Source organism: Alteribacter populi, assembly GCF_002352765.1.
GTDB classification, from domain to species: domain Bacteria; phylum Bacillota; class Bacilli; order Bacillales; family Salisediminibacteriaceae; genus Alteribacter; species Alteribacter populi.
Window position 1 is genome coordinate 4432177 of the sequence record NZ_KZ293963.1, and the last position, 21684, is coordinate 4453860.

Genomic DNA, 21684 nt, shown 5'->3' on the forward strand with positions numbered 1-21684 from the left:
GTGACTGTTAGAACACATGTATGCGGTGATGTATTAGAAGGATTAATCGGTGAACGAGTTCGATTAAAAGGATGGGTAAAAAAGCGTCGCGACTTAGGTCAAATGATCTTTGTTGATCTCCGTGACCGCTCCGGTTTTGTGCAAATTGTATTCAATGGTGAAAAATATCCTGAAGTACTAAGTACGGGAGAAAAAATAAGAAGTGAATATGTGATTGAAGTCGAAGGTGAAGTAGTTGCCAGAGACGAATCGAATATCAACGATAAAATCGCGAACGGAACTGTGGAAGTGTTTGTTGATCATGTAACAATTTTAAATGCCGCAAAGGGACTTCCGTTTCACATTGAAGATAATGTTGATGTGTCTGAAGATGTTCGTTTAAAGTATCGGTACCTAGACCTCCGGCGTCCCAAAATGCAAGAAACGATGTATTTACGTCACCGGACTACGAAGTTTATCCGTGATTTTCTTGATGAAGAAGCTTTCATGGAAATAGAAACGCCAATGCTAACGAAAAGTACGCCTGAAGGAGCCCGTGACTACCTAGTTCCTTCTCGTGTACATCACGGTGATTTTTACGCACTCCCACAGTCTCCACAGTTATTCAAGCAGTTGTTAATGGTATCTGGTTTCGAACGCTATTATCAAATAGCCCGCTGTTTCCGTGACGAAGACTTGCGTGCCGACCGCCAGCCGGAATTTACTCAAGTGGACATCGAAGCTTCGTTTATGGAAAAAGAAGACCTTCTTTCTATGATGGAAAAAATGATGGTTTCTCTCGTGGAAAAAGTTAAGGGAGTTCAAGTTGAGCGGCCATTTCCACGACTGACCTATAAAGAAGCAATGAATCGCTATGGCTCTGATAAACCGGATACCCGGTATGGCATGGAACTAGTAGACGTGTCAGAAATATTGAAGGGCAGCGGCTTCAAAGTGTTTGCCTCTACGGTAGAAAAGGGAGGCGCAGTTAAAGGGATTTGTGTCAAAAATGTTGCAGACAAATATTCTCGAAAAGACTTAGATGGGCTCGGTTCAGTCGTGGAAATTTACGGAGCTAAAGGATTAGCTTGGCTGAAAATAGAAGCTGATGGGGAGCTAAAAGGACCAATTGCTAAATTTTTTAACGATGAAGAAAAATCAGCGATCATCGCTTCTTTTGAAGCTAATGAGGGAGATGTGCTCTTCTTTGTAGCTGACAAAGAGAAAGTTGCATGGGACAGTTTAGGGGCACTTCGGCAAAAGTTTGCGAAAGACTTGGATCTAATAGATCATTCGAAATACAACTTCCTATGGGTCACGGAATTTCCGCTATTATCCTATGATGAGGATGCAAAGCGTTATGTAGCAGAACATCATCCGTTCACACGTCCTGTAAAAGAAGACGAGGGCAAACTTGTATCTGAACCGGAAAATGTTCGAGCAGAAGCCTATGACCTTGTCCTTAATGGGTATGAGCTTGGTGGCGGCTCTCAGCGTATTTTCGAACGTGAACTCCAGGAACAAATGTTTACGGCACTAGGCTTTTCAGATGAAGAAGCAAAAAGCCAGTTCGGGTTCTTATTAGATGCCTTTGAATACGGAACACCTCCACATGGGGGAATAGCTCTTGGCTTAGACCGCCTGGTGATGATTCTAGCTGGCAGGTCGAACTTGCGTGATACAATTGCATTTCCTAAAACAGCAAGTGCCAGCTGTCTGCTTACTAAAGCACCAGCAGAAGTCAGTAACGCTCAGCTGGACGAGCTGCACCTTTCGATTATTCCGAAGCAGAAAAAAAGTGAAGAGTAAGTGATTTTTCCTCAGTGTACCTTTTACACTGGGGAAATTTTGTGGCCGTCCTTTTTTGGATGCTATGTGAAATATAATTATAGCTTTTTACAGTTCTTCAATCTATTAAGGGGATACGAAGAATCGTTTCTGACCTTTTAAAGAAAACTTGGCTAGCAGATAAGCATTACTTACGCTCATACTTTATTCCTTAAGAGAAGTTAAACCTACTTAAAGTACAAAAAATGAAACAGCCCTCATTTCTTAATGAGGGCTGTTTCACATGTGAACTTCTTATTTTGCGATCTTTTCCAAATTTCCGTTTTTATCCATTTTAAATGCTGGAGCTGCACGATCTTCTTCGCTTTCTTCCTCTAGAAGAGCCATGCGTCGTGCACGGTTCATGATTTGGATAATCGATTGATAATCTTCCTCCACCACTTTGTGTTCATTTTCTAACTCTTTTAAGCGGGCACTTAGTTCCTCTACTTTTTTATTCAAAAAGTCATTTTCACGAACTAATCTTTCATTTTCTACTTTAGCAGTAGCCGACATGTAATTGTTTTGCGCCATCTTTTCTAAAAAGTCAATAACATCGGTCAGTGTAAGGTCACGTTTGCGAGTTGAAATGGAAGGCATAGCAATGTCCATTTCCACCTCTTTTTCTTCAGAGACTTCCGTTTGATATGCTTTTTCAGGGGCGTATTGTTGCTTTGCGATTGCATTATAAGTTGATACTGGTTTCGCATCATTTGCAACACGTCGCTTCCGTTCTTTACGATGTTTTTTTGCTAGTTTGATTGCATCGTCGTATTTATTGCGAACAACTGCGTTCCACCGGAAACCGCATGCTGCTGATGTACGGTTTAATGCATCTCCCACCTCATCAAAGGCATTTAATTGTGTGCTTCCTTCTCGGATATGTCTTAATACTGTTTCTGCGAGTAGTAAATCGTCCTCTTGTGACCATGCATCTTGTCTAACTTTCATGATTGCACAATCCTTTCTATTTGAATTGTTTATGTTACTACTAACATGGACAGAAGAAAGCGGAAATATACCAAAGAGAAATCAAATTACTAGCTTCTTCCAATGGGAGCGGCTGTATTGAGACTATTCTATATGGATCTACTATTTTGCTGAACGATCATTCATCAAAGGTTGTTGCTATTTTTTTTAGAGTTGGCAAGTGAATGATTACCCTGTCACGTAAAACCAGCAAAAACGCCCAAACTTTACGAAAACAACCTTGCTGTAAAACAAAAAACCTTGCATCAGCAAGGTTTTGAACAGGAGGTCATGGTTGCTCTTTTCGTTTTCGGTCAGCGAAGTAATCGAGTCTTTTCTGGACTGTCTTTTCATACCCGTTTGTTGACGGAGAGTAGAAGGTTTTGTTTTTCAGATGATCCGGTAAGTACTGCTGAACGACATAGTGATTCTCAAAGTTATGTGGATATTTATAACCTTCGCCGTGACCTAGCTTCGAGGCTCCTTTATAGTGAGCGTCTCTCAGATGGACAGGGACATCCCCGTTTTTTTCTTTTTCGACCATTGCGAGAGCTTTATCAATTCCGGTAATTACCGTGTTACTTTTAGGAGCTGTTGCTAAGTAAAGTGCTGCTTCCGCCAGTGGGATTCTCGCTTCAGGTAAACCAACAAACTCCACTGCCTGAGCGGCAGCATGGGCGATTAATAACGCATTGGGATCTGCTAAACCTATATCTTCAGCTGCATGTACGTACAATCTTCTTGCGATAAATTTTGCATCTTCTCCAGCATATATCATTTTTGCCAACCAATAAAGGGCAGCGTCAGGGTCTGAACCACGAATACTTTTAATAAAAGCTGAGACGGTGTCGTAATGATTATCGCCTTGCTTATCATAGTGGATGACCCGTTTTTGAACGGATGCTTCGGCTGTCGCAACATCAATAACAATGGTGCCCTCTTCGTTTGGATCGGTCGTTAACACAGCTAGTTCTAGGGCGTTAAGGGCTGTTCGTGCATCCCCGTTTGCCACATCAATTAAGTGGTCTTTGGCTTTTTTTCTCAAAGTAATTTCATATGAACCAAATCCTCGTTCCTTATCCTCAAGTGCTTGGTCGATTACGTTTGCTAATTCCGTATCCTTTAATGATTCAAGGCGGAAAAGGCGAGAGCGGGAAAGGAGGGCGGAGTTGACTTCAAACATTGGATTTTCCGTTGTAGCCCCAATTAAAATAACGGTTCCGTCTTCAACAAATGGAAGAAGCGCATCTTGTTGTCCTTTGTTAAATCGATGAATCTCATCTATAAAAAGGATCGTTTTAGTTTGCTCATATTTTAACCGGTCCTTCGCACTATCAACAATGGCGCGTACGTCTTTAATGCCTGCAGCGACGGCATTGAGCTGTTCAAAATGAGCGGAAGTGGAGTTGGCAATTACGCGAGCCAATGTTGTTTTTCCTGTCCCAGGAGGCCCGTGAAAAATCATCGCTGTCAACCGATCAGCCTTGATCGCCCTTCGTAATAGTGTTCCTTCTCCTACAATATTCTTCTGTCCAATCACTTCGTCTATTGTTCTCGGTCTCATCCTAGAGGCGAGTGGTCCTTTTGGTTTTGAATCCTGAGGGTATTCAAATAAATCCATGCGAGTTTCCCCCTTAAATCGGTTATAAATGATTGCATTTCCATAAAAACCTCGTTAAAATGCTAGTGATTGAAAACTGTCTATACCACTTGGTTAATACAAAACCAACATTAATTATAATATCACGATGATACCACGAATGCCTTTTTATTAACATTTCTATGCTATAATTAATGCAGATCACAAGTGTTTTGTATAGTGTGTTATAGGGAGAGGATAGGAATGGCACTGATGTTTTATTCCTCACAAAACCGATTTATATTTCGGTGGAGTATTTATATAATTGGTCTCATTATCATGAGCATTGGTATTTCGTTTATAATCAAAGCAGAGTTAGGGAGCTCGCCATGGGATGTTCTTCATATAGGATTAACTGAGCAATTTGGGCTTACAATTGGATCATGGACGATCATTATGGGCTTTTTTACATTAGTTACCGCAGCTTTTCTGCTTAAAGAATGGCCCAAAGCCGGTGCTTATTTAAATATGATTCTAGTTGGTGTTTTTGTTGATTTAAACCTTCTCATACTCCAAACGCCACCTAATCTTCCCGGTCAGGCAACGATGCTCGTTACAGGCATCTTCATTATGGGGTTTGGAATAGGTCTTTACATTAGTCCCCGGTGCGGGGCAGGACCAAGAGATAGTTTTATGCTTGCGGTCTCACAAAAAACAGGGATGACAGTGTCGAGAGTGCGAGGCTTAATGGAAATCGTCGTTCTTGGAGCAGGCTGGTATTTGGGAGGACCTGTTTTTGTCGGTACGATTCTATTTTGCTTAACAATTGGTCCAATTACAGGAGTATGCTTAACTGCTTGTCAATCTTGGATGGATCGAAGAATGGAAAGAGGGATTAGCGTTGAAAATATCCACTAAAGGAAGATATGGATTAACTATTATGATGGCATTGGCAAAAAAATACGGGGAAGGTCCCGTTTCATTAAAATCGATTGCTAAGGAGCACCAATTATCTGAACACTACTTAGAGCAGCTTATTGCTCCACTTCGTAATGCAATCCTCGTGAAAAGTGTGAGAGGAGCTTACGGAGGTTATATGCTAACAAAGGCACCTAAAGAGATAACAGCAGGTGATATCATACGCGTCCTTGAAGGACCAATAAGTCCTGTTGAAGTGGTAGATGATGAAGAACCTGCAAAGCGGGATTTATGGATTAAAATCCGCGATGCTGTTAAAGATGTGTTGGATAGTACTACTTTAGAAGACTTGTCTAGTTATGAGGATAAGGGTGACCAGGAGTACTACATGTTTTACATTTAAAAGGTAAAAATTATATCCGACAGAACCTACACGTCGCTCGTCTCAAGGACGTTTCGATGTCTTGCGCAAAGCGCCATCGGTTCGTGTCAAATAACCTGCCCGATTAAAAGTGAAAAGCACTTTTAACGGACAGATCATGTGCATGTCGCCGGGTAAGCGGGCGCCTTGCGCTTTTCTTATAATGGAGTGAAACATATGAAAAGAATTTATTTAGACCATGCTGCAACTTCACCAGTAGCCCCGGCCGTTTTAGAAGCGATGCACCCTTATTACGAAGAGATGTTTGGAAATCCTTCGAGCATTCATCATTTCGGAAGAGAAGCACGTCGAGGATTGGATAGCGCGAGAGAATCGATCGCAAAAGTGCTAAACGCACGGTTCGATGAGGTGGTTTTTACAAGCGGTGGAACAGAAGCGGATAACTTAGCTGTTATTGGTTTTGCTGCTGCAAACCAAAGCAAAGGTAAGCATGTGATCACAACACAAGTGGAGCATCACGGGATTTTACATGCCTTTGAATACTTAGAGACGCTTGGGTTCGAAGTCACATATTTACCAGTTGATGAATTCGGGAAAATAACTGTCGGGCAAGTAAAAGAAGCCCTGCGGGAAGATACGATTCTTTTATCTGTTATGTATGGAAACAATGAAGTAGGAACAGTTCAGCCAATTGCTGACATTGGTGAACTGTTGACTGATCATCAGGCTGCTTTTCATACCGATGCAGTTCAAGCATTTGGCATGGAAGAGATTGATGTCCAAGCATTGAACGTACAAATGTTATCTGTTTCAGCTCATAAAATTAACGGACCGAAAGGTGTTGGATTTCTTTATTTGCAAAGCGGGTTAACGGTGACGCCAAGTCTGTTTGGTGGAGAACAGGAGCGAAAGCGCAGGGCAGGTACGGAAAACGTCGCAGCGATTGCCGGTATGAAAAAAGCAGTAGAACTAGCTTTAGAAAACCGACTCGAAAAACGTGCAGTATATGAAAATTACCGTGAACAAATGATAAGAGTATTTTCAAACGATGAACTTCGTTTTTATGTTAATGGACATCAGGAGGACCATTTACCTCACATATTAAATGTCAGTTTTCCTGGAGTAAATGTAGAGGCGATGCTCACAAACCTGGATATTGCTGGGATTGCAGCTTCCAGCGGGTCTGCATGTACAGCAGGTTCGATTGAGCCTTCTCACGTTTTATCTGCGATGTTCCCAAATGAACAAGCACGAAGCCAATCAGCGATTCGCTTTAGCTTCGGAGAGGGGCTAACAGATGAAGATGTAAAAGCTGCAGCTGAGCAAGCCGCTCGTATTGTTAAACGATTAGGAGGTGGACAATGATGACAACAAACATGGAAAAAACACCAGAAGATACACGCGTCATTGTCGGAATGAGTGGCGGTGTTGATTCATCTGTATCAGCGTATTTGTTAAAAGAACAAGGATATGATGTTATCGGGATTTTTATGAAAAACTGGGATGACACGGATGAAAATGGCGTTTGTACCGCTACAGAAGATTATGAAGATGTCATTCGCGTATGTAACCAGCTTGAAATCCCATATTACGCTGTGAATTTTGAAAAAGAATACTGGGATAAAGTATTCAGCTATTTCCTCGAAGAATATAAAGCAGGTAGAACCCCCAACCCTGACGTGATGTGTAATAAAGAAATTAAATTTAAGGCGTTTTTAGAGCACGCCCTATCCCTAGGTGCGGATTATTTAGCAACGGGTCATTATGCACGATTATCAAGGGAAAATGGAAAAGTAGAACTTCTTAGAGGTGTTGATCATAACAAAGATCAAACGTATTTTTTAAACGCATTAAGTAAAGAGCAGCTCCAGCATGTTATGTTTCCTTTAGGTGATATTGAAAAACCTAGAGTAAGAGAAATCGCATCTGAAGCGGGTCTTGCCACAGCAAGTAAAAAAGACAGTACGGGTATTTGCTTTATCGGAGAGCGTAACTTTAAGGAATTTCTCAGTGAATATTTACCTGCTCAACCAGGTGAAATGCAAACGTTAGACGGGGAAGTGAAAGGCCGTCACGATGGTCTCATGTACTACACACTAGGCCAACGTCAAGGTCTTGGCATTGGTGGATCTGGTGAACCTTGGTTTGTGATAGACAAGGACCTTGAACAGAATGTCTTGATAGTCGGCCAAGGCTACCATAACGAAGCCTTGTATTCAACAGGGTTAAAGGCAGTCGAGGTAAACTGGATTAACCCATTGGAGTCAGAAACGTTAAAATGTACTGCGAAATTCAGGTATCGTCAAGAAGATCAAGACGTTACGGTAAAAATGCTAGGTGAAGGTGAGGTACTCGTTACTTTTGCTGAACCGCAAAGAGCTGTAACTCCAGGACAATCTGTTGTATTTTATGATGGGGATGTATGTCTTGGCGGAGGTACCATTGACGAAGTAATCAAAGACTAACACCGCCGATAGAGGAGAGGAAATGATGACAGATAAAAATCAATTGGCTGTGAAAGAAATGCAAGAAGGAAATTTAGAAGCAGCCGCGAAATTATTAAACGAAGCCATCGAAGAAAATCCAGATAACCCTGTTGGGTATACAAACTTCGGGAACTTACTTTCTGCTGTAAAAGAAGAAGATAAAGCATTACGCTTTTTCGAACGTGCCATTGAGCTTGATGCTGATACTGCGGCTGCACATTACGGAAAAGGGAATATTCTCTTTAATAAAGACCAATTCGATTTGGCTATTGAAGCATATCAAACAGCATTAGCAAAAGGTCTACAAGAAGCTGATGTTTATTATATGCTTGGATTTAGTTATTATCAAAAAGGTGATCTATCTCACGCTTTACCAAGCTTGCAGCGCGCGATTGAGTTGAATCCTAACGACATTGATGCCCAATTTCATTTTGCGCTAACTTTAGCTCAACTCGAACTCGTCGATCAAGCTATTGAAGCCTTTTATGATGTTTTGCAACTAGACTCTGAACATGCAGACAGCTACTTCAATTTAGGTGTAGCTTATGCATTTAAAGAAGACGCGGATAAAGCAATCCAAATGTTTGATCGTGCTATCGAGATTCAGCCAGACCATGTGTTGAGTCATAATGGGAAAAAGCAAGTGGAGGCACAGCTAAACAAAAAATAAAACTAGTATGTTAACTCATACAAAAGTCTACCGTTTGGAAAGTAGGTCGAATTTCGATGACCGAATCAATAGCGCAGAATGCTAATTTTGCAAAAGGGGAACTACTCCACCTGATTTATCATAATGAGGAGAGTTTATATACAGTTGCAAAAATCAAAGTTCATGAAACGAGTTTAGACCTTTCCGATCGGGAATTAACGGTGGTTGGAATATTACCAAAACTTGATTACGACGTGGCTTATCTTTTTCATGGAGAAATGAAGGACCATCCCCGCTTCGGGAAACAATTTAAAGCAGAACAATTTAGAAAAGAAATTCCTCATACAAAACAAGGAATCATTCATTATTTATCGAGTGACCGTTTTCCTGGCGTCGGCCATAAAACAGCTGAAAAAATAGTTGAAACCCTTGGTGAGCAGGCTTTATCTGCGATCCTAGAGGATAAATCATCCTTGGAAAGAGTGGAAGGTTTAAAAAAGGAGAAAGCTGATAAAATTTACGCTACACTTATGGAAGAACAAGGTGTAGAGCAAGTGCTGCTGACCCTTTATGAGTACGGTTTCGGGTTACAATTGGCGATGAAAGTGTATCAAACCTATAAGCTGGATGCGATGAGAATCATTGAAGAAAATCCTTATAAAATGATTGAAGATGTGGATGGGATCGGTTTTGCAAAAGCAGATGCGATTGGCCAAAAACGCGGTCTTACGGGTAATCATCCTGACCGTGTCAAAGCTGCAATCATTTATGTTTTAACGGAACAGTCAATGAATGAAGGACACGTATTCGCTCGTGTAAAAGATGTCCTGTTAGCAGCTCAAAGACTCCTTAGTGACCGCGAACTTATCCAGGAAACTGATATTGCCAACTGTCTCGTTGAACTAGGGGAAGAAGGCAAAGTGATGGTAGAGGAAGAGCGGATGTATTTGCCGACACTGTATTTTGCTGAAAAAGGTATTGTTTCAAACCTTCACCGTTTAGTCACTCGAGAAAAATCAGTAGAGGATTTTCCAGAATCGGAATTTTTAAAAGCGCTTGGAAACGTGGAGGAAAAGTTAGGGATAGAATATGCACCTTCCCAAAAAGAAGCGATTCAAACTGCTCTTTCTTCTCCGGTGACGATTTTAACTGGTGGGCCTGGAACAGGGAAAACGACCGTTATTAATGGTCTTGTTGAAGTGTATGGTCAGCTTAAGGGGCTTTCTGTAGACCCAGACGATTATAAAAAAGATGATACGTTTCCAGTTATTCTTGCAGCTCCCACGGGACGAGCGGCTAAACGGATGAGTGAGTCAACAGGACTTCCGGCATCCACAATTCACCGTCTTTTAGGTTTTAAAGGGTCTCAGGATGATTTTGAATACGGTGAGCATCATCAGCTGGAAGGTCATTTGATCATTTTAGACGAGATGTCCATGGTGGACACCTGGCTTGCGAATCAATTATTCAAAGCTATACCAGATGAGATGCAAGTTTTATTTGTAGGAGATGAAGATCAGCTTCCTTCTGTTGGACCAGGACAGGTCCTTAGTGACATCCTTAAATCAGAAATTCTCCCTTCTGCTCAGCTTACAGCTATTTTCAGGCAGGCGGAAGGGTCGAGCATCATTACGTTTTCCCACGAAATAAAAGAAGGAAAAGAGCTTCACGCTATCGATCCTAAGAGCAGTGATTTAAGATTCATTCCATGTAATCAGCTTCAAGTGACAGATGCTGTTCAGCAAATTTGTAAAAAGGCTATCGACAAGGGATTTACAGCAAAGGATATACAAGTGCTAGCTCCAATGTATCGTGGTGGCGCTGGGGTAACTGCACTAAACCAAATGCTTCAAGAGTTGTTCAACCCATCAAAAGAACAAAAACGGGAAGTATTATTTGGAGATGTGGCATACCGACATGGAGACGTTGTTTTACAACTTGTCAATAACCCAGAAGAAAATGTTTATAATGGTGACCGGGGTGAAATCGTTGCGATTTTTACACCGAAAGAGACAGAACAAAATGAAACGATGATTGTTATTTCTTTTGACGGAATTGAAGTGGGCTATTCAAAGTCAGACCTATCACAAATCACCCATGCTTACTGCTGCTCAATTCATAAGTCCCAGGGGAGTGAATTTCCAATTGTCGTCATGCCCGTGGTTAGAAGTTATTCAAGAATGCTTAGAAAAAATTTAATTTACACAGGTGTTACCAGGGCAAAAAACTTTTTGTTATTGTGTGGAGATTGGAGCGCATTGGAGGTTGCCGTCCATAGAACAGAAGACATCAATCGTAATACAACACTTAGGGAAAAACTGAAAGAGACATTTTTGGAAGGGAAACACCAGCATGAGAAGTCAGGTGCGACCAAAGACTAAGAATGTTCGAAGGGTGTGATCCACTTTGAGGACATTTCAAAAGGTCAAGGGAGCGCCTGTTTTTTTGCTTTCAAATGATGAAAATGTTGGAACAGTCAGCGATATTTTTGTAGGCGATAATGGGAAGGTCGCAGGATATTGGGTAGCGAATCGTAAATGGTGGAATCGGCAAAAATTTCTGCCGTTATCTGCAGTTAAGCAACAGGAGCTTTCCAATATTTATGTGAACAGTAAAACGGATTTAACTGAAGTACCACATTCTCTTTACCGTTTTCATGAGGGGAAAAATCATTTATTCGGCAAGCCATTATTTTCTGAAGACGGGGCAGTAAAGGGGCTTGTGGAAGATGTATACTTTCTCGATGAAATGGGCACGATTGTAGGGTATGAAGTGACCGATGGTTTTATCTCTGACTTTACAGAGGGAAAGCATGTCGTAAAGACAGATGCTCCTCTAAGGGTAGAGAAGAGCCAATTGGTACTACGGACCCACAGTTAGAGCTTGGAGGAGAGAGAGATGCGTTGCCCAAATTGTAAAGGTAAAGATATTGGTAAAATCGGTACTAACCAATTTTATTGCTGGAGCTGCTTTATTGAGCTGACGTTAACTAACGAACGTTTGTCATTGCATCAAGTGGAAGCAGATGGAAGTTTAAGCTCCCTTGATGATCTGTTTGCAGAAGAAGAACGTCGTGTCGAAACAGACTATTAATTGGTGGTGACAGACGAATTGAGAATGTTATCTTTAGTGGCAATTGGTGCTGGAGCTGCAGCTTATGCTATGACGAGGGATAGAAGGAGCCGTAGACGATGGAAAAAGCGTCTAGATAACGCAAATTTTCTAGAAGAATTTGCGTTGGATGACGTCATCCCAAATATGCGGGAAATAAATCGTTATCGGAAACGAATGATGAGAACCATAACGTAATTTTACAAAAAAGTTCGGGGGACTGTCCCCCGAACTTTTTTGGTTAAAAGGGACGGTTAGGGAACACGCTATAGTCATAGGAGGCGTGTTTTATGAAAGACCAGCTCGTCCATCGTTTTATTCAACTGGGTATATTGTTTTTAGGACTACTGATCGTGGCATTGGTATACAGTATGTTTGCTGAATTAGCTGGACTTTGGGTTAAGTTTGGGCGCATCCTACTTCCGTTTTTCATTGCCATCTTTATTACTTATTTGTTACATCCAGCTGTTGATTGGCTTGATCGTAAAGGGATCTGCCGCCCTTATTCGATTTTGCTTATTTTTGGTTTGTTTTTAGCTGGATTCTCCTTAGTTATTTTGAAGGCAACCCCCTATCTAATCGAAGAAGGCAAGGATTTTATTGAGCAACTTCCAATGATTGCTGATACATATAGGGGGTGGATGGGAACCTTTCACGCGCAAACAGAATGGTTACCAGATAGTTTTCAGGCAAAGGTAGATATGTGGCTAGAAAGAGGCGAAGCTTATATAGCCGATGCTTTTATACGCCTAGTAGAATTTCTAAAAACAATATTAGATTTGATATTTTTAGTCATCGCAATTCCTTTTATCGTTTTCTACTTACTTAAAGACATAAATCTCATCAATAAAGTGGTATGGTATTTTACCCCTTCTAGGTGGCGTAGTGGAGGGCGTCTGCTTCTTTCGGAAGTAGACGAATCACTTGGAAACTATATTCGTGGGCAGATAATAGTATGTGTTGCTATTGGGATTTTTGCATTTATCGGCTTTTGGCTAATAGAGCTGCCATATGCTTCGCTTATTGCTGTATTTTTTGGGGTCACTAACGTCATCCCGTACTTTGGGCCAATTGTTGGTAGTATCCCCGTACTCCTCATTGCACTTACAGAAGGTACGAATGTATTCGTTCTCGCTTTGTCGATTATTTTTATTTTGCAATTCCTAGAAGGGAATATTTTTGCACCGTTGATTGTCGGAAAATCTCTTCACATGCACCCGGTATTAATCATCTTCGCATTAGTAGTTGGTGGGGAATTGGCAGGTATAATCGGACTTATATTCGCTGTCCCATTATTGGCTATCCTAAAAGTTTTTATTATCCACTTTAGAAAGCTTATCAGAGATAAAAAAGCGGTAATCGAAAGGTAGTGTTATTGACAAAGGTCATTTCACTTTTCTATAATTACAAATAGATAAGTTCTCTAACAGTAGAAATAAGTAAACTTGATGAAGGAACGGAATCGTTAAAGTCCATTTTCCAGAGAGGGATCTCCTTGGCTGAAAGGATCCCAAATGAAGAGTAACGATCGGCTACTCCTGAGAGCAGGTTAATACCTGCCGGCTGACACACTGTTATTGTGTTGCGAGGTGACGAAACGGATTGTTCTGTTTTGTAACCAGGGTGGTACCGCGTGAGTGTTCTCTCGTCCCTGTTTAGGGCGGGAGCTTTTTTGTGTTTTTGTAAGGAGAGTTCAAAAGTGCGGAAACGATAGCGGCTGAAAGGTCTTCTGCTAAGTACCGCCACGTCCTGTGGCGAATGCAGAAGTCACCCCATCCGGGGGAAGCTCGTTGGCTTGTGGCTTCAGTCCTCACGTATTACCCAATACGCTTTGGACTTCGAAGCTATCCTGACTCGATCTTTAGGACATCTTCTAGTGAAATTGATGAACTTACGCAACAATGCTACTCATGTATTAACTCCCAAAAAACGAAGGAGGAAATAAAATGAAAAAACTAACATCAGCACAAGTAAGGCAAATGTATTTGGATTTCTTTAAAGAAAAAGAACATGATGTCGAGCCAAGCGCTTCGCTAGTTCCCCATGAAGATCCATCACTTTTATGGATTAACAGTGGGGTCGCTACATTAAAAAAATATTTTGATGGCCGTGTGATCCCAAAGAATCCGAGAATTGTAAATGCACAAAAATCAATTCGTACAAATGATATTGAAAATGTTGGGAAGACAGCTCGTCACCATACGTTTTTCGAAATGCTTGGAAATTTTTCGATCGGAGACTATTTTAAAAAAGAAGCCATTCATTGGGGATGGGAATTTTTAACTGATGAAAAGTGGATTGGATTTGACCCGGAGAAGCTAGCTGTCACGATCTATCCCGATGATGATGAAGCTTTCCAAATTTGGCACAAAGAGGTCGGTCTACCTGAAGAGCGTATCATCCGTTTGGAAGAAAACTTCTGGGATATCGGTGAAGGCCCATGCGGACCGAATACTGAAATTTTCTACGACCGTGGTGAGGACTACGGAAACGACCCGAATGATCCTGAACTTTTCCCAGGTGGTGAAAATGAACGTTACTTAGAAATCTGGAATCTTGTGTTTTCTCAGTTCAATCATAATTCTGATGGTAGCTACACACCGCTACCCAAGAAAAACATTGATACTGGCATGGGATTGGAGCGCATGGTAAGCGTCATTCAAGATGCGCGCACAAACTACGATACAGACTTGTTTTTGCCAATTATCGGGGCGACAGAAGAATTTGCGAACCATTCATATGGAAAATCAGCTGAAGGAGATACAGCCTTTAAAGTGGTTGCAGATCATATCCGTACTGTAACATTTGCTGTATCAGATGGTGCACTACCTTCCAATGAAGGAAGAGGATACGTACTCCGTCGATTACTTCGTCGCGCCGTTCGTTTTGCAAAACAAATTGGCATCGAACGTCCGTTTATGTTCGAACTCGTGCCAGTCGTTGGTGAAGTAATGGCACCTTTCTATCCAGAAGTAAAAGAAAAAGCTGAATTTATCCAAAAAGTCGTTAAGAATGAAGAAGAAAGGTTCCATGAAACGCTTAATGACGGCCTTACAATGCTAAATAAACTAATGAAATCAGCGAAGGAAAATGGCGTTGTTGAAATTTCAGGGGAAGATGTATTCCGACTTTACGATACGTATGGATTCCCAGTAGACCTAACAGAAGAATATGTGATAGATGCTGGCTTTTCAATAGATAAAGCAGGGTTTGAAACGGAGATGAAAAAACAAAGAGAACGAGCTCGTGCGGCAAGACAAGAATCTGGATCGATGCAAACCCAAGATGAGATTCTCGGAAATATTAAAGAACCAAGTGAATTTGTCGGCTATGACTTAATGGAAATTCCTGCAGTAGTAAAAGCTATAGTCAAAGATAAACAGCTCGTTGAACAAGTGGAAGCAGGTGAACAAGCTCAGGTGATCGTGGACCGGACGCCTTTTTATGCTGAAAGTGGTGGGCAAATCGCGGACAGCGGAACTATGGCAACGGATGGGGTTACCGTTAAGGTGCTCGATGTACAAAAAGCGCCGAATGGCCAAAATCTTCATACTGTTGAAATTGAAAAGGGTACGTTGAGGCTTAACATGGGGCTATCAGCAAAAGTTGATCCTAAAAACCGAATAGGTGTCGTGAAAAACCATACGGCCACACACCTTTTACACCAAGCGTTAAAAGATGTCCTAGGTGAGCATGTAAACCAAGCTGGATCTCTTGTAGAAGAAGGTCGACTTCGCTTCGACTTTTCACACTTTGGTCAAATTCATGAAGGAGAATTGACAAAGATTGAAGAAGTTGTCAATGAACAAGTATGGAAAGCGATCCCAGTGCACACGATGTATAAGAGTCTTTCAGAAGCAAAAGAAATGGGTGCTATGGCGCTATTTGGTGAAAAATACGGAGATGAAGTTCGTATCGTTCAAATTGGTGAATACAGCTTAGAGCTTTGTGGAGGTTGCCACGTAAACAACAGTGCTGAAATTGGTTTGTTTAAAATTGTCTCTGAAGCTGGAATTGGAGCAGGTGTCAGACGTATTGAAGCTGTTACGGGACAAAATGCATACAAGCATTTAAATGGTCAAGTAGATCTCTTAAAAGTAACAGCAGGTAAGCTTAAAACAACCATTCAAGAGGTTCCACAACGTGTTGAGCAGCTACAAAAACAGCTCAAAGAAAAGCAAAAAGAAAATGAATCATTATCAGCTAAGTTAGGAAATATGGAAGCAGGAAGTGTCATGGATGCTGTTGAAGAAGTAGAAGGGGTTAAAGTATTGTCTACAATAGTCAATGCACCGGATATGAATCGCTTGCGCCAAATGGCAGATTCTTTGAAAGATAAACTTGGTTCAGGTATTCTCGTAGTGGGGACGAGCCAAGGTGAGAAAGTCAATATTGTCGCTTCCGTTTCGGAAGACCTGATCCAAGATGGCTACCATGCTGGAAACATTGTCAAAGAAGTAGCTACCCGTTGTGGCGGCGGTGGTGGTGGTCGCCCGGATATGGCTCAAGCTGGAGGGAAAGACCCTTCAAAACTAGAAGAAGCTCTTCGTGCTGTTCCAGAGTTAGTAAAAAGAAATTCCTAATTGTGTTTGTTTCGTGTACAATGGTGGAAAGAGTTGGATAAATCAAAGTAACAATAGAAACAGCAAAGGTGATTGAGGAAATATGGAACCACGTAATGTGGCAGAGAGACAGGAGAGGTGTTTGTGATGAGTTCGATGGATAATACGATGAAGTTTAACTTTCACGATGACTCTATGGATGCAGATGTTAAAGAAGTATTGTTCACAGTTTACGCATCCTTGGAAGAGAAAGGGTATAATCCAATTAACCAAATCGTTGGATACTTGTTATCAGGTGACCCGGCGTATATCCCGCGTCATAACGATGCAAGATCACTCATTCGTAAAATTGAACGGGACGAATTAATTGAAGAATTGGTGAAATCCTATTTATCACAGCACAATGAGGATAAGTCATGAAATCTTTAGGTTTGGATGTTGGTACGAAAACGATTGGTGTCGCAGTAAGCGATGCGTTTGGCTGGACAGCTCAAGGGGTAGAGACGATCAAATGGCAGGAGAGCGACGAAGAATCAGCCCTTGCCAGAATTGAGCATTGGATCGCCCAACATGAAGTGTCAACGATTGTCGTTGGACTTCCGAAAAACATGAATGGTACTATTGGTGAACGGGGACAAGCTTGTGAAGCGTTCGCTGAGAAATTAAAAGAAAGAACAGGGCTGAATGTTACCTTGTGGGATGAGCGCCTTTCAACTGTAGCAGCTGAACGTGTTCTCGTGTCTGCTGATGTCAGCCGAAAAAAGCGAAAAGGTGTCATTGATAAAATGGCCGCGGTAATGATTTTACAAGGCTATCTTGACCGTCAGCAATCTTCAGTAAATAGTCTGGACTCTTAATTAAATGGATGAAAGACAACATATTTTAGCAAGGCTGTTGCCGTAAACTTTGTGGCTTTTGAGCGTTAGGTAAGCATCCGTTTGCGTAACTGCTCAAAAAACAAATAGCAATATTGCCTAAATTAAACAAACGATAAAAGTGAGGGTGTTTTATGAGCGACTTACGTATGCAAAGACCAGAAGATGAAGAACAAATTGTCATTCCTGATGAAAACGGAGAAGAGCACCTGTTTGAGGTATTATTTAGCTTTGACGTTGATGCAACAGGAAATTCTTATATTGTGTTAGCTCCAGCAGGTGCACAAGAAGGTGACGAAGAAGAAATTGAAGTACACGCTTTCAAATATGAAGAACCAGAAGGCGAAGACATTGCGCTTTATCCGATTGAATCTGAAGAGGAATGGAACATGGTCGAAGAATTATTGAACACGTTCACAGCTGAAGAAGATGAAGTTGAATAATTAAACACATGAATTCGAAGCTGTCTCTGTTAAAGGGACAGCTTTTTTTAAAGATATAAGAGCCTATAAGAGGACAGCTACCTTCACGCCGCTCGTCTCAAAGGGAAAAGCCCTTGAGATTTTAAAACATGCGAGCTGACGCTGTTTTTAATAAAAGACCGCTATGCGGTTTTTCTTATGCTTTAATTTTCCGCTGTTTTTGTAAGGTAATTGGTTTTTGAGCATTTTTTTCTTCACTATCATGTGAGTGACAGTTTCACCAAAACCGACGATCTATCTGGTTTGAACCGTTCTCTACCATATACATGTACAAATGCGAAAAGTACAATACTAATATTATAAATACCTAAGTAGAATGACAAAAAATGTCGTGAAACCATCGAAAATTTGTCGAGATATAGTATAATAGAGGTCGTGAAAGGGGGAATATTGTTGTCCGACAAGAAGAAGCATCATGAAAAAGATGACACTGAACTGATCAATAAACTTACAGAGAAACAAAAGGAAGCGAGCGTTGTGCGAAAAATTGTGCTCGTCTGCTTTTTTGTCGTTGTACTATCCGTGATTGGCGTAGGAGCGGGTACATATTTTTACGTAATGAGTGCAATCGGCCCTGTCGATGAAGACGAGGAAGAACACATAGAGGTGACAATTCCAATTGGTTCAACAAGTGCAGGCATTGGTGACATCTTAGAAGAAGAAGGACTAATTAGTAATGGGACGATTTTTCGTTACTACGTACGGTATAAAAATGAGAGTGGTTTCCAGGCAGGGGATTATCAGCTTTCACCCTCAATGGATATGGACGAAATTATTCTAGCTTTAAAAGACGGCCGTGTTCATGAAGATTATGCATTAAGCTTTACCATCCCGGAAGGACTATGGTTAGAGCAAATTATTGAAGAAATCGCGAAAAATACAGATTACGAATACGAAGAGCTTATGGACTTTGTTAATGATGAGGATTATCTAACATCATTGGTGGACGAGTATTCTATATTGGATGAGGAAATTCTTGAAAATGACAATATTCGCTATCCACTAGAGGGATATCTTTTCCCTGCCCGTTACGATTTCACAGAGGAAAATCCAGAAATCGAAGAGATCATTGACTCGATGCTTTCTCGAACGTCAAGTATATTAGCGAGTGCTGAAGAGCAAGTTTCAAGTAGTAATTATACCATTCATGAATTGTTAGCGATCGCTTCGATCATTGAAGGGGAATCATTAAATGACGAAGAGAGACGTATTATTTCAGGCGTTATATACAACCGTCTGTCTACCAACATGAGATTACAAATGGACCCTACGATTGCCTATGCAAAAGGGGAACACCTTTCTCGTACAATGCAAGACGATTTAACGGTAGAGAGCCCGTACAATACGTATCAAAATCCAGGAATTCCACCTGGACCGATTAACAACCCGGGTCAGGAATCCATTGTTGCGGCATTAGATCCTGAAAGTCACGATTACTTATATTTTTATCACTCTCAGGATGGTCAATCCTTCTTTACAGAAACTTACGCAGAGCATCAGGAAGTGTTGCGAGAACACCGCGATACAGAATAATAAAAAAGAATCTCAGGTTCATTTCAAATGTAAAAGCGCTCGGGAAGAAAATCCGAGCGCTTTTAATATTTTTTTTTATAGCAACAATCTTTTATAAAAAGAGCTTTGTATGCAGAGGTCGGCCCTCTGGTTTTCGAAGACTTCGCCGCTCTACCTACTTGGCTTTTTTTAAAAAGAATTTATAAGAGGACAGCTACCTTCACACCGTTCGTCTCAAGTGAAAAGCATCCTTGAGACTTTAAAACATGCGAGCTGACGATGTTTCTAATAAAAGACTGATATGCGGTTTTTCTTATGCTCCTTTTAAACACGCAATTATTACACTGCCCTTATTCTTTCATTGCCTCAATTCAACCATTTGTACGTAGTCGCATTCTCTGCTTTTTTATGATAAAATAAGTCGGTGTTTACAACGAATAAATAGAATATATATTTCATTATCCGTCAAGAATGGACGAAGGCACCTAAAAAGGAGGCCCTTTTTTATGGACGATCACATAAAGGTTGAACAATACATTGACTCACATCTTTCTAAACGAAATGCTCTGCTCACGGAAATGGAAAAATTTGCCGAAAAAGATCACGTTCCGATTATGGAACAAACAGGTCTTGAGGCAATGCTTCAGTTTATGAGTATCCATTTTCCTAAAAGGATATTAGAAATTGGAACAGCCATAGGCTACTCCTCGCTCCGCATCATCGATCGCCTTCCGGAGTCCCAGGTCGTAACCATTGAACGAGACGATAAAAGAATTGAACAAGCGAAAGCATTTCATAAACAGGCAGGTGTAGAGAATCAAATCCACATCATTGAAGGAGATGCGCTGTCTGTAGATGAGGAGGCTTCTGCCTTAGGTCCATTTGATGCTTTGTTCATCGATGCGGCAAAAGGACAATACGAACGATTTTTTGAACTATATGAGCCGATGGTTAGACCTGGTGGGCTCATTTTTTCTGATAACGTTTTGTTTAAAGGTTTCGTTCCAGGACTTGTAAAGCCAGATAAAAAAAGAATTGATCAGATGGTTGCCAGACTGCAGCGGTATAATGAAGCGCGAATGGCGGATCCTCGTTTTCAAAGTATGATCTATCCCATTGGGGATGGACTGATGGTAAGTATAAAGAAGTAGGATTGTGATTTATTAGTTAGCAATTGAATGAAATTCATAATTGAGACCCCACAGTGCGCTTCTCCCCAGGAGGCTTGGCGGTTCGTCCGCGGAAAGCGAGCAGATTCAGTCCAATGGAGCTTCAAAAAGGTACGCTTTTTTCAATTAGTAATAATCAAAAAAATGGAAAGAGATATTATTTTGAAGTTGTGTACTTAAAAAATGAACTTTGAAAGTGGTTCGATTGTGTAAGATAGTTAAGGTGGTGTATAATCCGATGGAAAAAATACCAGAGCTACTCGTAACGCCCACTGAAGTGGCTAATGTCAAACCACTTATTGATGTTGGCGCGACTGCGTTAATGATTGGGGAGGAAAAATTCGGCTTACGATTAGCCGGAGAATTTAATAAAGAAGATATCAATGAAACGGTAAAGATCGCTCATGAAAACGACGTTAAAGTTTACGTTGCCGTGAATGCCATCTTTCATAATGATAAGTTACCGTTATTACCAGACTATTTAAGCTTTTTACAAGAGGTTGGTGTAGACGCGGCTGTGTTTGGTGATCCGGGTGTTTTGATGATTGCCAAGGAATCAGCACCTAATTTACCCTTGTTTTGGAATACCGAGACTACGGCAACAAACTGGTATACTGCAAATTATTGGGGCAGAAAAGGGGCCACCAGAGCTGTTCTTGCGAAAGAATTAAATATGGACGCTGTCATTGAGATAAAAGAAAATGCAAAATTAGCCATAGAAATTCAAGTTCACGGTATGTCATGTATGTTCCAGTCTAAGAGAACTTTACTAGGGAATTATATGGAATTTCAAGGGAGAGATTTGAAAGTGGAAGGCAAAAGCAAGGATAGAAGCTTATTCCTTCACGACCCTGAACGAGAAGCGAAATACCCGATTTGGGAAGACAAAAACGGTACGCACATAATGAGTCCGAAAGATATGTGTATGATTGACGAGTTAGACGAGTTAATGGATGCGGGGATTGACAGCTTCAAGATTGATGGGGTTTTGAAAACGTCTGAATACCTGATTGAAGTTACAAAGCTTTATCGTGAAGCGATCGACTTGTATTTAAAAGAACCAGATGCGTATGGTGATCAAAAAGAAGATTTCTTTACACGCCTTAAAAAAGTACAGCCGGAAAACCGCGGTTTAGACACCGGATTCTTCTTTAAAGAGACGGTTTATTAAGGAGGAATCACAG

20 protein-coding genes are annotated in these 21684 nt (G+C 41.0%); 18 read left to right on the forward strand and 2 right to left on the reverse strand.

Going from position 1 to position 21684, the window contains the following annotated elements; all coding sequences use genetic code 11:
* Nucleotides 1-1788 (forward strand): aspartate--tRNA ligase, encoded by a 1788-nt coding sequence (aspS, locus tag CDZ94_RS20540; protein ID WP_096440402.1) that lies wholly within the window; start codon nt 1-3, stop codon nt 1786-1788.
* A gap of 273 nt (nt 1789-2061) precedes the next feature.
* On the opposite strand, the gene CDZ94_RS20545 is transcribed toward aspS, so the two are convergent.
* Nucleotides 2062-2757, reverse strand: a complete 696-nt coding sequence (locus CDZ94_RS20545; protein ID WP_096440405.1) for an RsfA family transcriptional regulator — start codon at nt 2755-2757, stop codon at nt 2062-2064.
* A 307-nt stretch (nt 2758-3064) separates the two neighbouring features.
* Nucleotides 3065-4396, reverse strand: a complete 1332-nt coding sequence (locus CDZ94_RS20550; RefSeq protein WP_096440407.1) for an AAA family ATPase — start codon at nt 4394-4396, stop codon at nt 3065-3067.
* A gap of 222 nt (nt 4397-4618) precedes the next feature.
* Here CDZ94_RS20550 and CDZ94_RS20555 point away from each other — a divergent pair, with 222 nt between their 5' ends.
* The 17 genes from CDZ94_RS20555 to CDZ94_RS20635 all read left to right on the forward strand — a co-directional run bounded on the left by CDZ94_RS20555 (nt 4619) and on the right by CDZ94_RS20635 (nt 21671).
* Complete coding sequence (locus CDZ94_RS20555; protein ID WP_232735784.1) at nt 4619-5272, forward strand: YczE/YyaS/YitT family protein; 654 nt, start codon at nt 4619-4621, stop codon at nt 5270-5272.
* Nucleotides 5256-5675: a cysteine metabolism transcriptional regulator CymR gene (gene cymR, locus CDZ94_RS20560; RefSeq protein ID WP_096440409.1), complete on the forward strand. Its 420-nt coding sequence runs from the start codon at nt 5256-5258 to the stop codon at nt 5673-5675. The genes CDZ94_RS20555 and cymR overlap by 17 nt, the downstream gene beginning before the upstream one ends.
* Before the next feature lie 195 nt (nt 5676-5870).
* Nucleotides 5871-7019 (forward strand): cysteine desulfurase family protein, encoded by a 1149-nt coding sequence (locus CDZ94_RS20565; RefSeq protein ID WP_096440411.1) that lies wholly within the window; start codon nt 5871-5873, stop codon nt 7017-7019.
* 11 nt (nt 7020-7030) lie between these two features.
* Nucleotides 7031-8119, forward strand: a complete 1089-nt coding sequence (gene mnmA / locus CDZ94_RS20570) for a tRNA 2-thiouridine(34) synthase MnmA (protein WP_096441050.1) — start codon at nt 7031-7033, stop codon at nt 8117-8119.
* Nucleotides 8120-8144: 25 nt separating this feature from the next.
* The gene (locus tag CDZ94_RS20575; RefSeq protein ID WP_096440413.1) at nt 8145-8810 is read left to right on the forward strand and encodes a tetratricopeptide repeat protein; all 666 of its coding nucleotides are present in this window, start codon (nt 8145-8147) and stop codon (nt 8808-8810) included.
* A 56-nt stretch (nt 8811-8866) separates the two neighbouring features.
* Nucleotides 8867-11170 carry an SF1B family DNA helicase RecD2 gene (gene recD2, locus CDZ94_RS20580; RefSeq protein WP_096440415.1) on the forward strand — a complete coding sequence of 768 codons (2304 nt, stop codon included), beginning with the start codon at nt 8867-8869 and terminating at the stop codon, nt 11168-11170.
* Between the two features lie 25 nt (nt 11171-11195).
* The gene (locus tag CDZ94_RS20585; RefSeq protein WP_096440417.1) at nt 11196-11669 is read left to right on the forward strand and encodes a PRC-barrel domain-containing protein; all 474 of its coding nucleotides are present in this window, start codon (nt 11196-11198) and stop codon (nt 11667-11669) included.
* Between the two features lie 18 nt (nt 11670-11687).
* The gene (locus CDZ94_RS20590) at nt 11688-11882 is read left to right on the forward strand and encodes a hypothetical protein (RefSeq protein ID WP_096440419.1); all 195 of its coding nucleotides are present in this window, start codon (nt 11688-11690) and stop codon (nt 11880-11882) included.
* An 18-nt stretch (nt 11883-11900) separates the two neighbouring features.
* Nucleotides 11901-12098 (forward strand): DUF3918 family protein, encoded by a 198-nt coding sequence (locus tag CDZ94_RS20595; protein WP_096440421.1) that lies wholly within the window; start codon nt 11901-11903, stop codon nt 12096-12098.
* A 92-nt stretch (nt 12099-12190) separates the two neighbouring features.
* A complete protein-coding gene (locus tag CDZ94_RS20600; RefSeq protein ID WP_096440423.1) occupies nt 12191-13270 on the forward strand; it encodes an AI-2E family transporter in 1080 nt (359 codons plus the stop codon).
* A 576-nt stretch (nt 13271-13846) separates the two neighbouring features.
* Nucleotides 13847-16483, forward strand: a complete 2637-nt coding sequence (gene alaS / locus CDZ94_RS20605; protein ID WP_096440425.1) for an alanine--tRNA ligase — start codon at nt 13847-13849, stop codon at nt 16481-16483.
* Nucleotides 16484-16609: 126 nt separating this feature from the next.
* Nucleotides 16610-16882, forward strand: coding sequence for an IreB family regulatory phosphoprotein (locus CDZ94_RS20610; protein WP_096441052.1), 273 nt, complete (start codon nt 16610-16612; stop codon nt 16880-16882).
* Nucleotides 16879-17319, forward strand: coding sequence for a Holliday junction resolvase RuvX (gene ruvX, locus CDZ94_RS20615; protein WP_096440427.1), 441 nt, complete (start codon nt 16879-16881; stop codon nt 17317-17319). The genes CDZ94_RS20610 and ruvX overlap by 4 nt, the downstream gene beginning before the upstream one ends.
* A 152-nt stretch (nt 17320-17471) precedes the next feature.
* Nucleotides 17472-17780, forward strand: coding sequence for a DUF1292 domain-containing protein (locus CDZ94_RS20620; RefSeq protein ID WP_096440429.1), 309 nt, complete (start codon nt 17472-17474; stop codon nt 17778-17780).
* Nucleotides 17781-18212: 432 nt separating this feature from the next.
* Nucleotides 18213-19352 carry an endolytic transglycosylase MltG gene (gene mltG, locus CDZ94_RS20625; RefSeq protein WP_245415767.1) on the forward strand — a complete coding sequence of 380 codons (1140 nt, stop codon included), beginning with the start codon at nt 18213-18215 and terminating at the stop codon, nt 19350-19352.
* Nucleotides 19353-19837: 485 nt separating this feature from the next.
* Entirely contained in the window at nt 19838-20482 is a 645-nt protein-coding gene (locus CDZ94_RS20630) for an O-methyltransferase (protein ID WP_096440431.1), read from the forward strand.
* Nucleotides 20483-20738: 256 nt separating this feature from the next.
* Nucleotides 20739-21671 (forward strand): peptidase U32 family protein, encoded by a 933-nt coding sequence (locus tag CDZ94_RS20635; RefSeq protein WP_096440433.1) that lies wholly within the window; start codon nt 20739-20741, stop codon nt 21669-21671.
* Nucleotides 21672-21684: the final 13 nt, after the last annotated feature.

Coding starts and splice junctions, on each gene's coding strand:
- CDZ94_RS20575 (WP_096440413.1), top strand. CDS start 8,145: ATGACAGATAAAAATCAATTGGCTGTGAAAGAAATGCAAGAAGGAAAT.
- CDZ94_RS20635 (WP_096440433.1), top strand. CDS start 20,739: ATGGAAAAAATACCAGAGCTACTCGTAACGCCCACTGAAGTGGCTAAT.
- mnmA (WP_096441050.1), top strand. CDS start 7,031: ATGGAAAAAACACCAGAAGATACACGCGTCATTGTCGGAATGAGTGGC.
- CDZ94_RS20545 (WP_096440405.1), bottom strand. CDS start 2,757: ATGAAAGTTAGACAAGATGCATGGTCACAAGAGGACGATTTACTACTC.
- CDZ94_RS20600 (WP_096440423.1), top strand. CDS start 12,191: ATGAAAGACCAGCTCGTCCATCGTTTTATTCAACTGGGTATATTGTTT.
- CDZ94_RS20555 (WP_232735784.1), top strand. CDS start 4,619: ATGGCACTGATGTTTTATTCCTCACAAAACCGATTTATATTTCGGTGG.
- ruvX (WP_096440427.1), top strand. CDS start 16,879: ATGAAATCTTTAGGTTTGGATGTTGGTACGAAAACGATTGGTGTCGCA.
- CDZ94_RS20630 (WP_096440431.1), top strand. CDS start 19,838: ATGGACGATCACATAAAGGTTGAACAATACATTGACTCACATCTTTCT.
- CDZ94_RS20565 (WP_096440411.1), top strand. CDS start 5,871: ATGAAAAGAATTTATTTAGACCATGCTGCAACTTCACCAGTAGCCCCG.
- CDZ94_RS20620 (WP_096440429.1), top strand. CDS start 17,472: ATGAGCGACTTACGTATGCAAAGACCAGAAGATGAAGAACAAATTGTC.
- CDZ94_RS20550 (WP_096440407.1), bottom strand. CDS start 4,396: ATGGATTTATTTGAATACCCTCAGGATTCAAAACCAAAAGGACCACTC.
- recD2 (WP_096440415.1), top strand. CDS start 8,867: ATGACCGAATCAATAGCGCAGAATGCTAATTTTGCAAAAGGGGAACTA.
- alaS (WP_096440425.1), top strand. CDS start 13,847: ATGAAAAAACTAACATCAGCACAAGTAAGGCAAATGTATTTGGATTTC.
- CDZ94_RS20610 (WP_096441052.1), top strand. CDS start 16,610: ATGAGTTCGATGGATAATACGATGAAGTTTAACTTTCACGATGACTCT.
- CDZ94_RS20590 (WP_096440419.1), top strand. CDS start 11,688: ATGCGTTGCCCAAATTGTAAAGGTAAAGATATTGGTAAAATCGGTACT.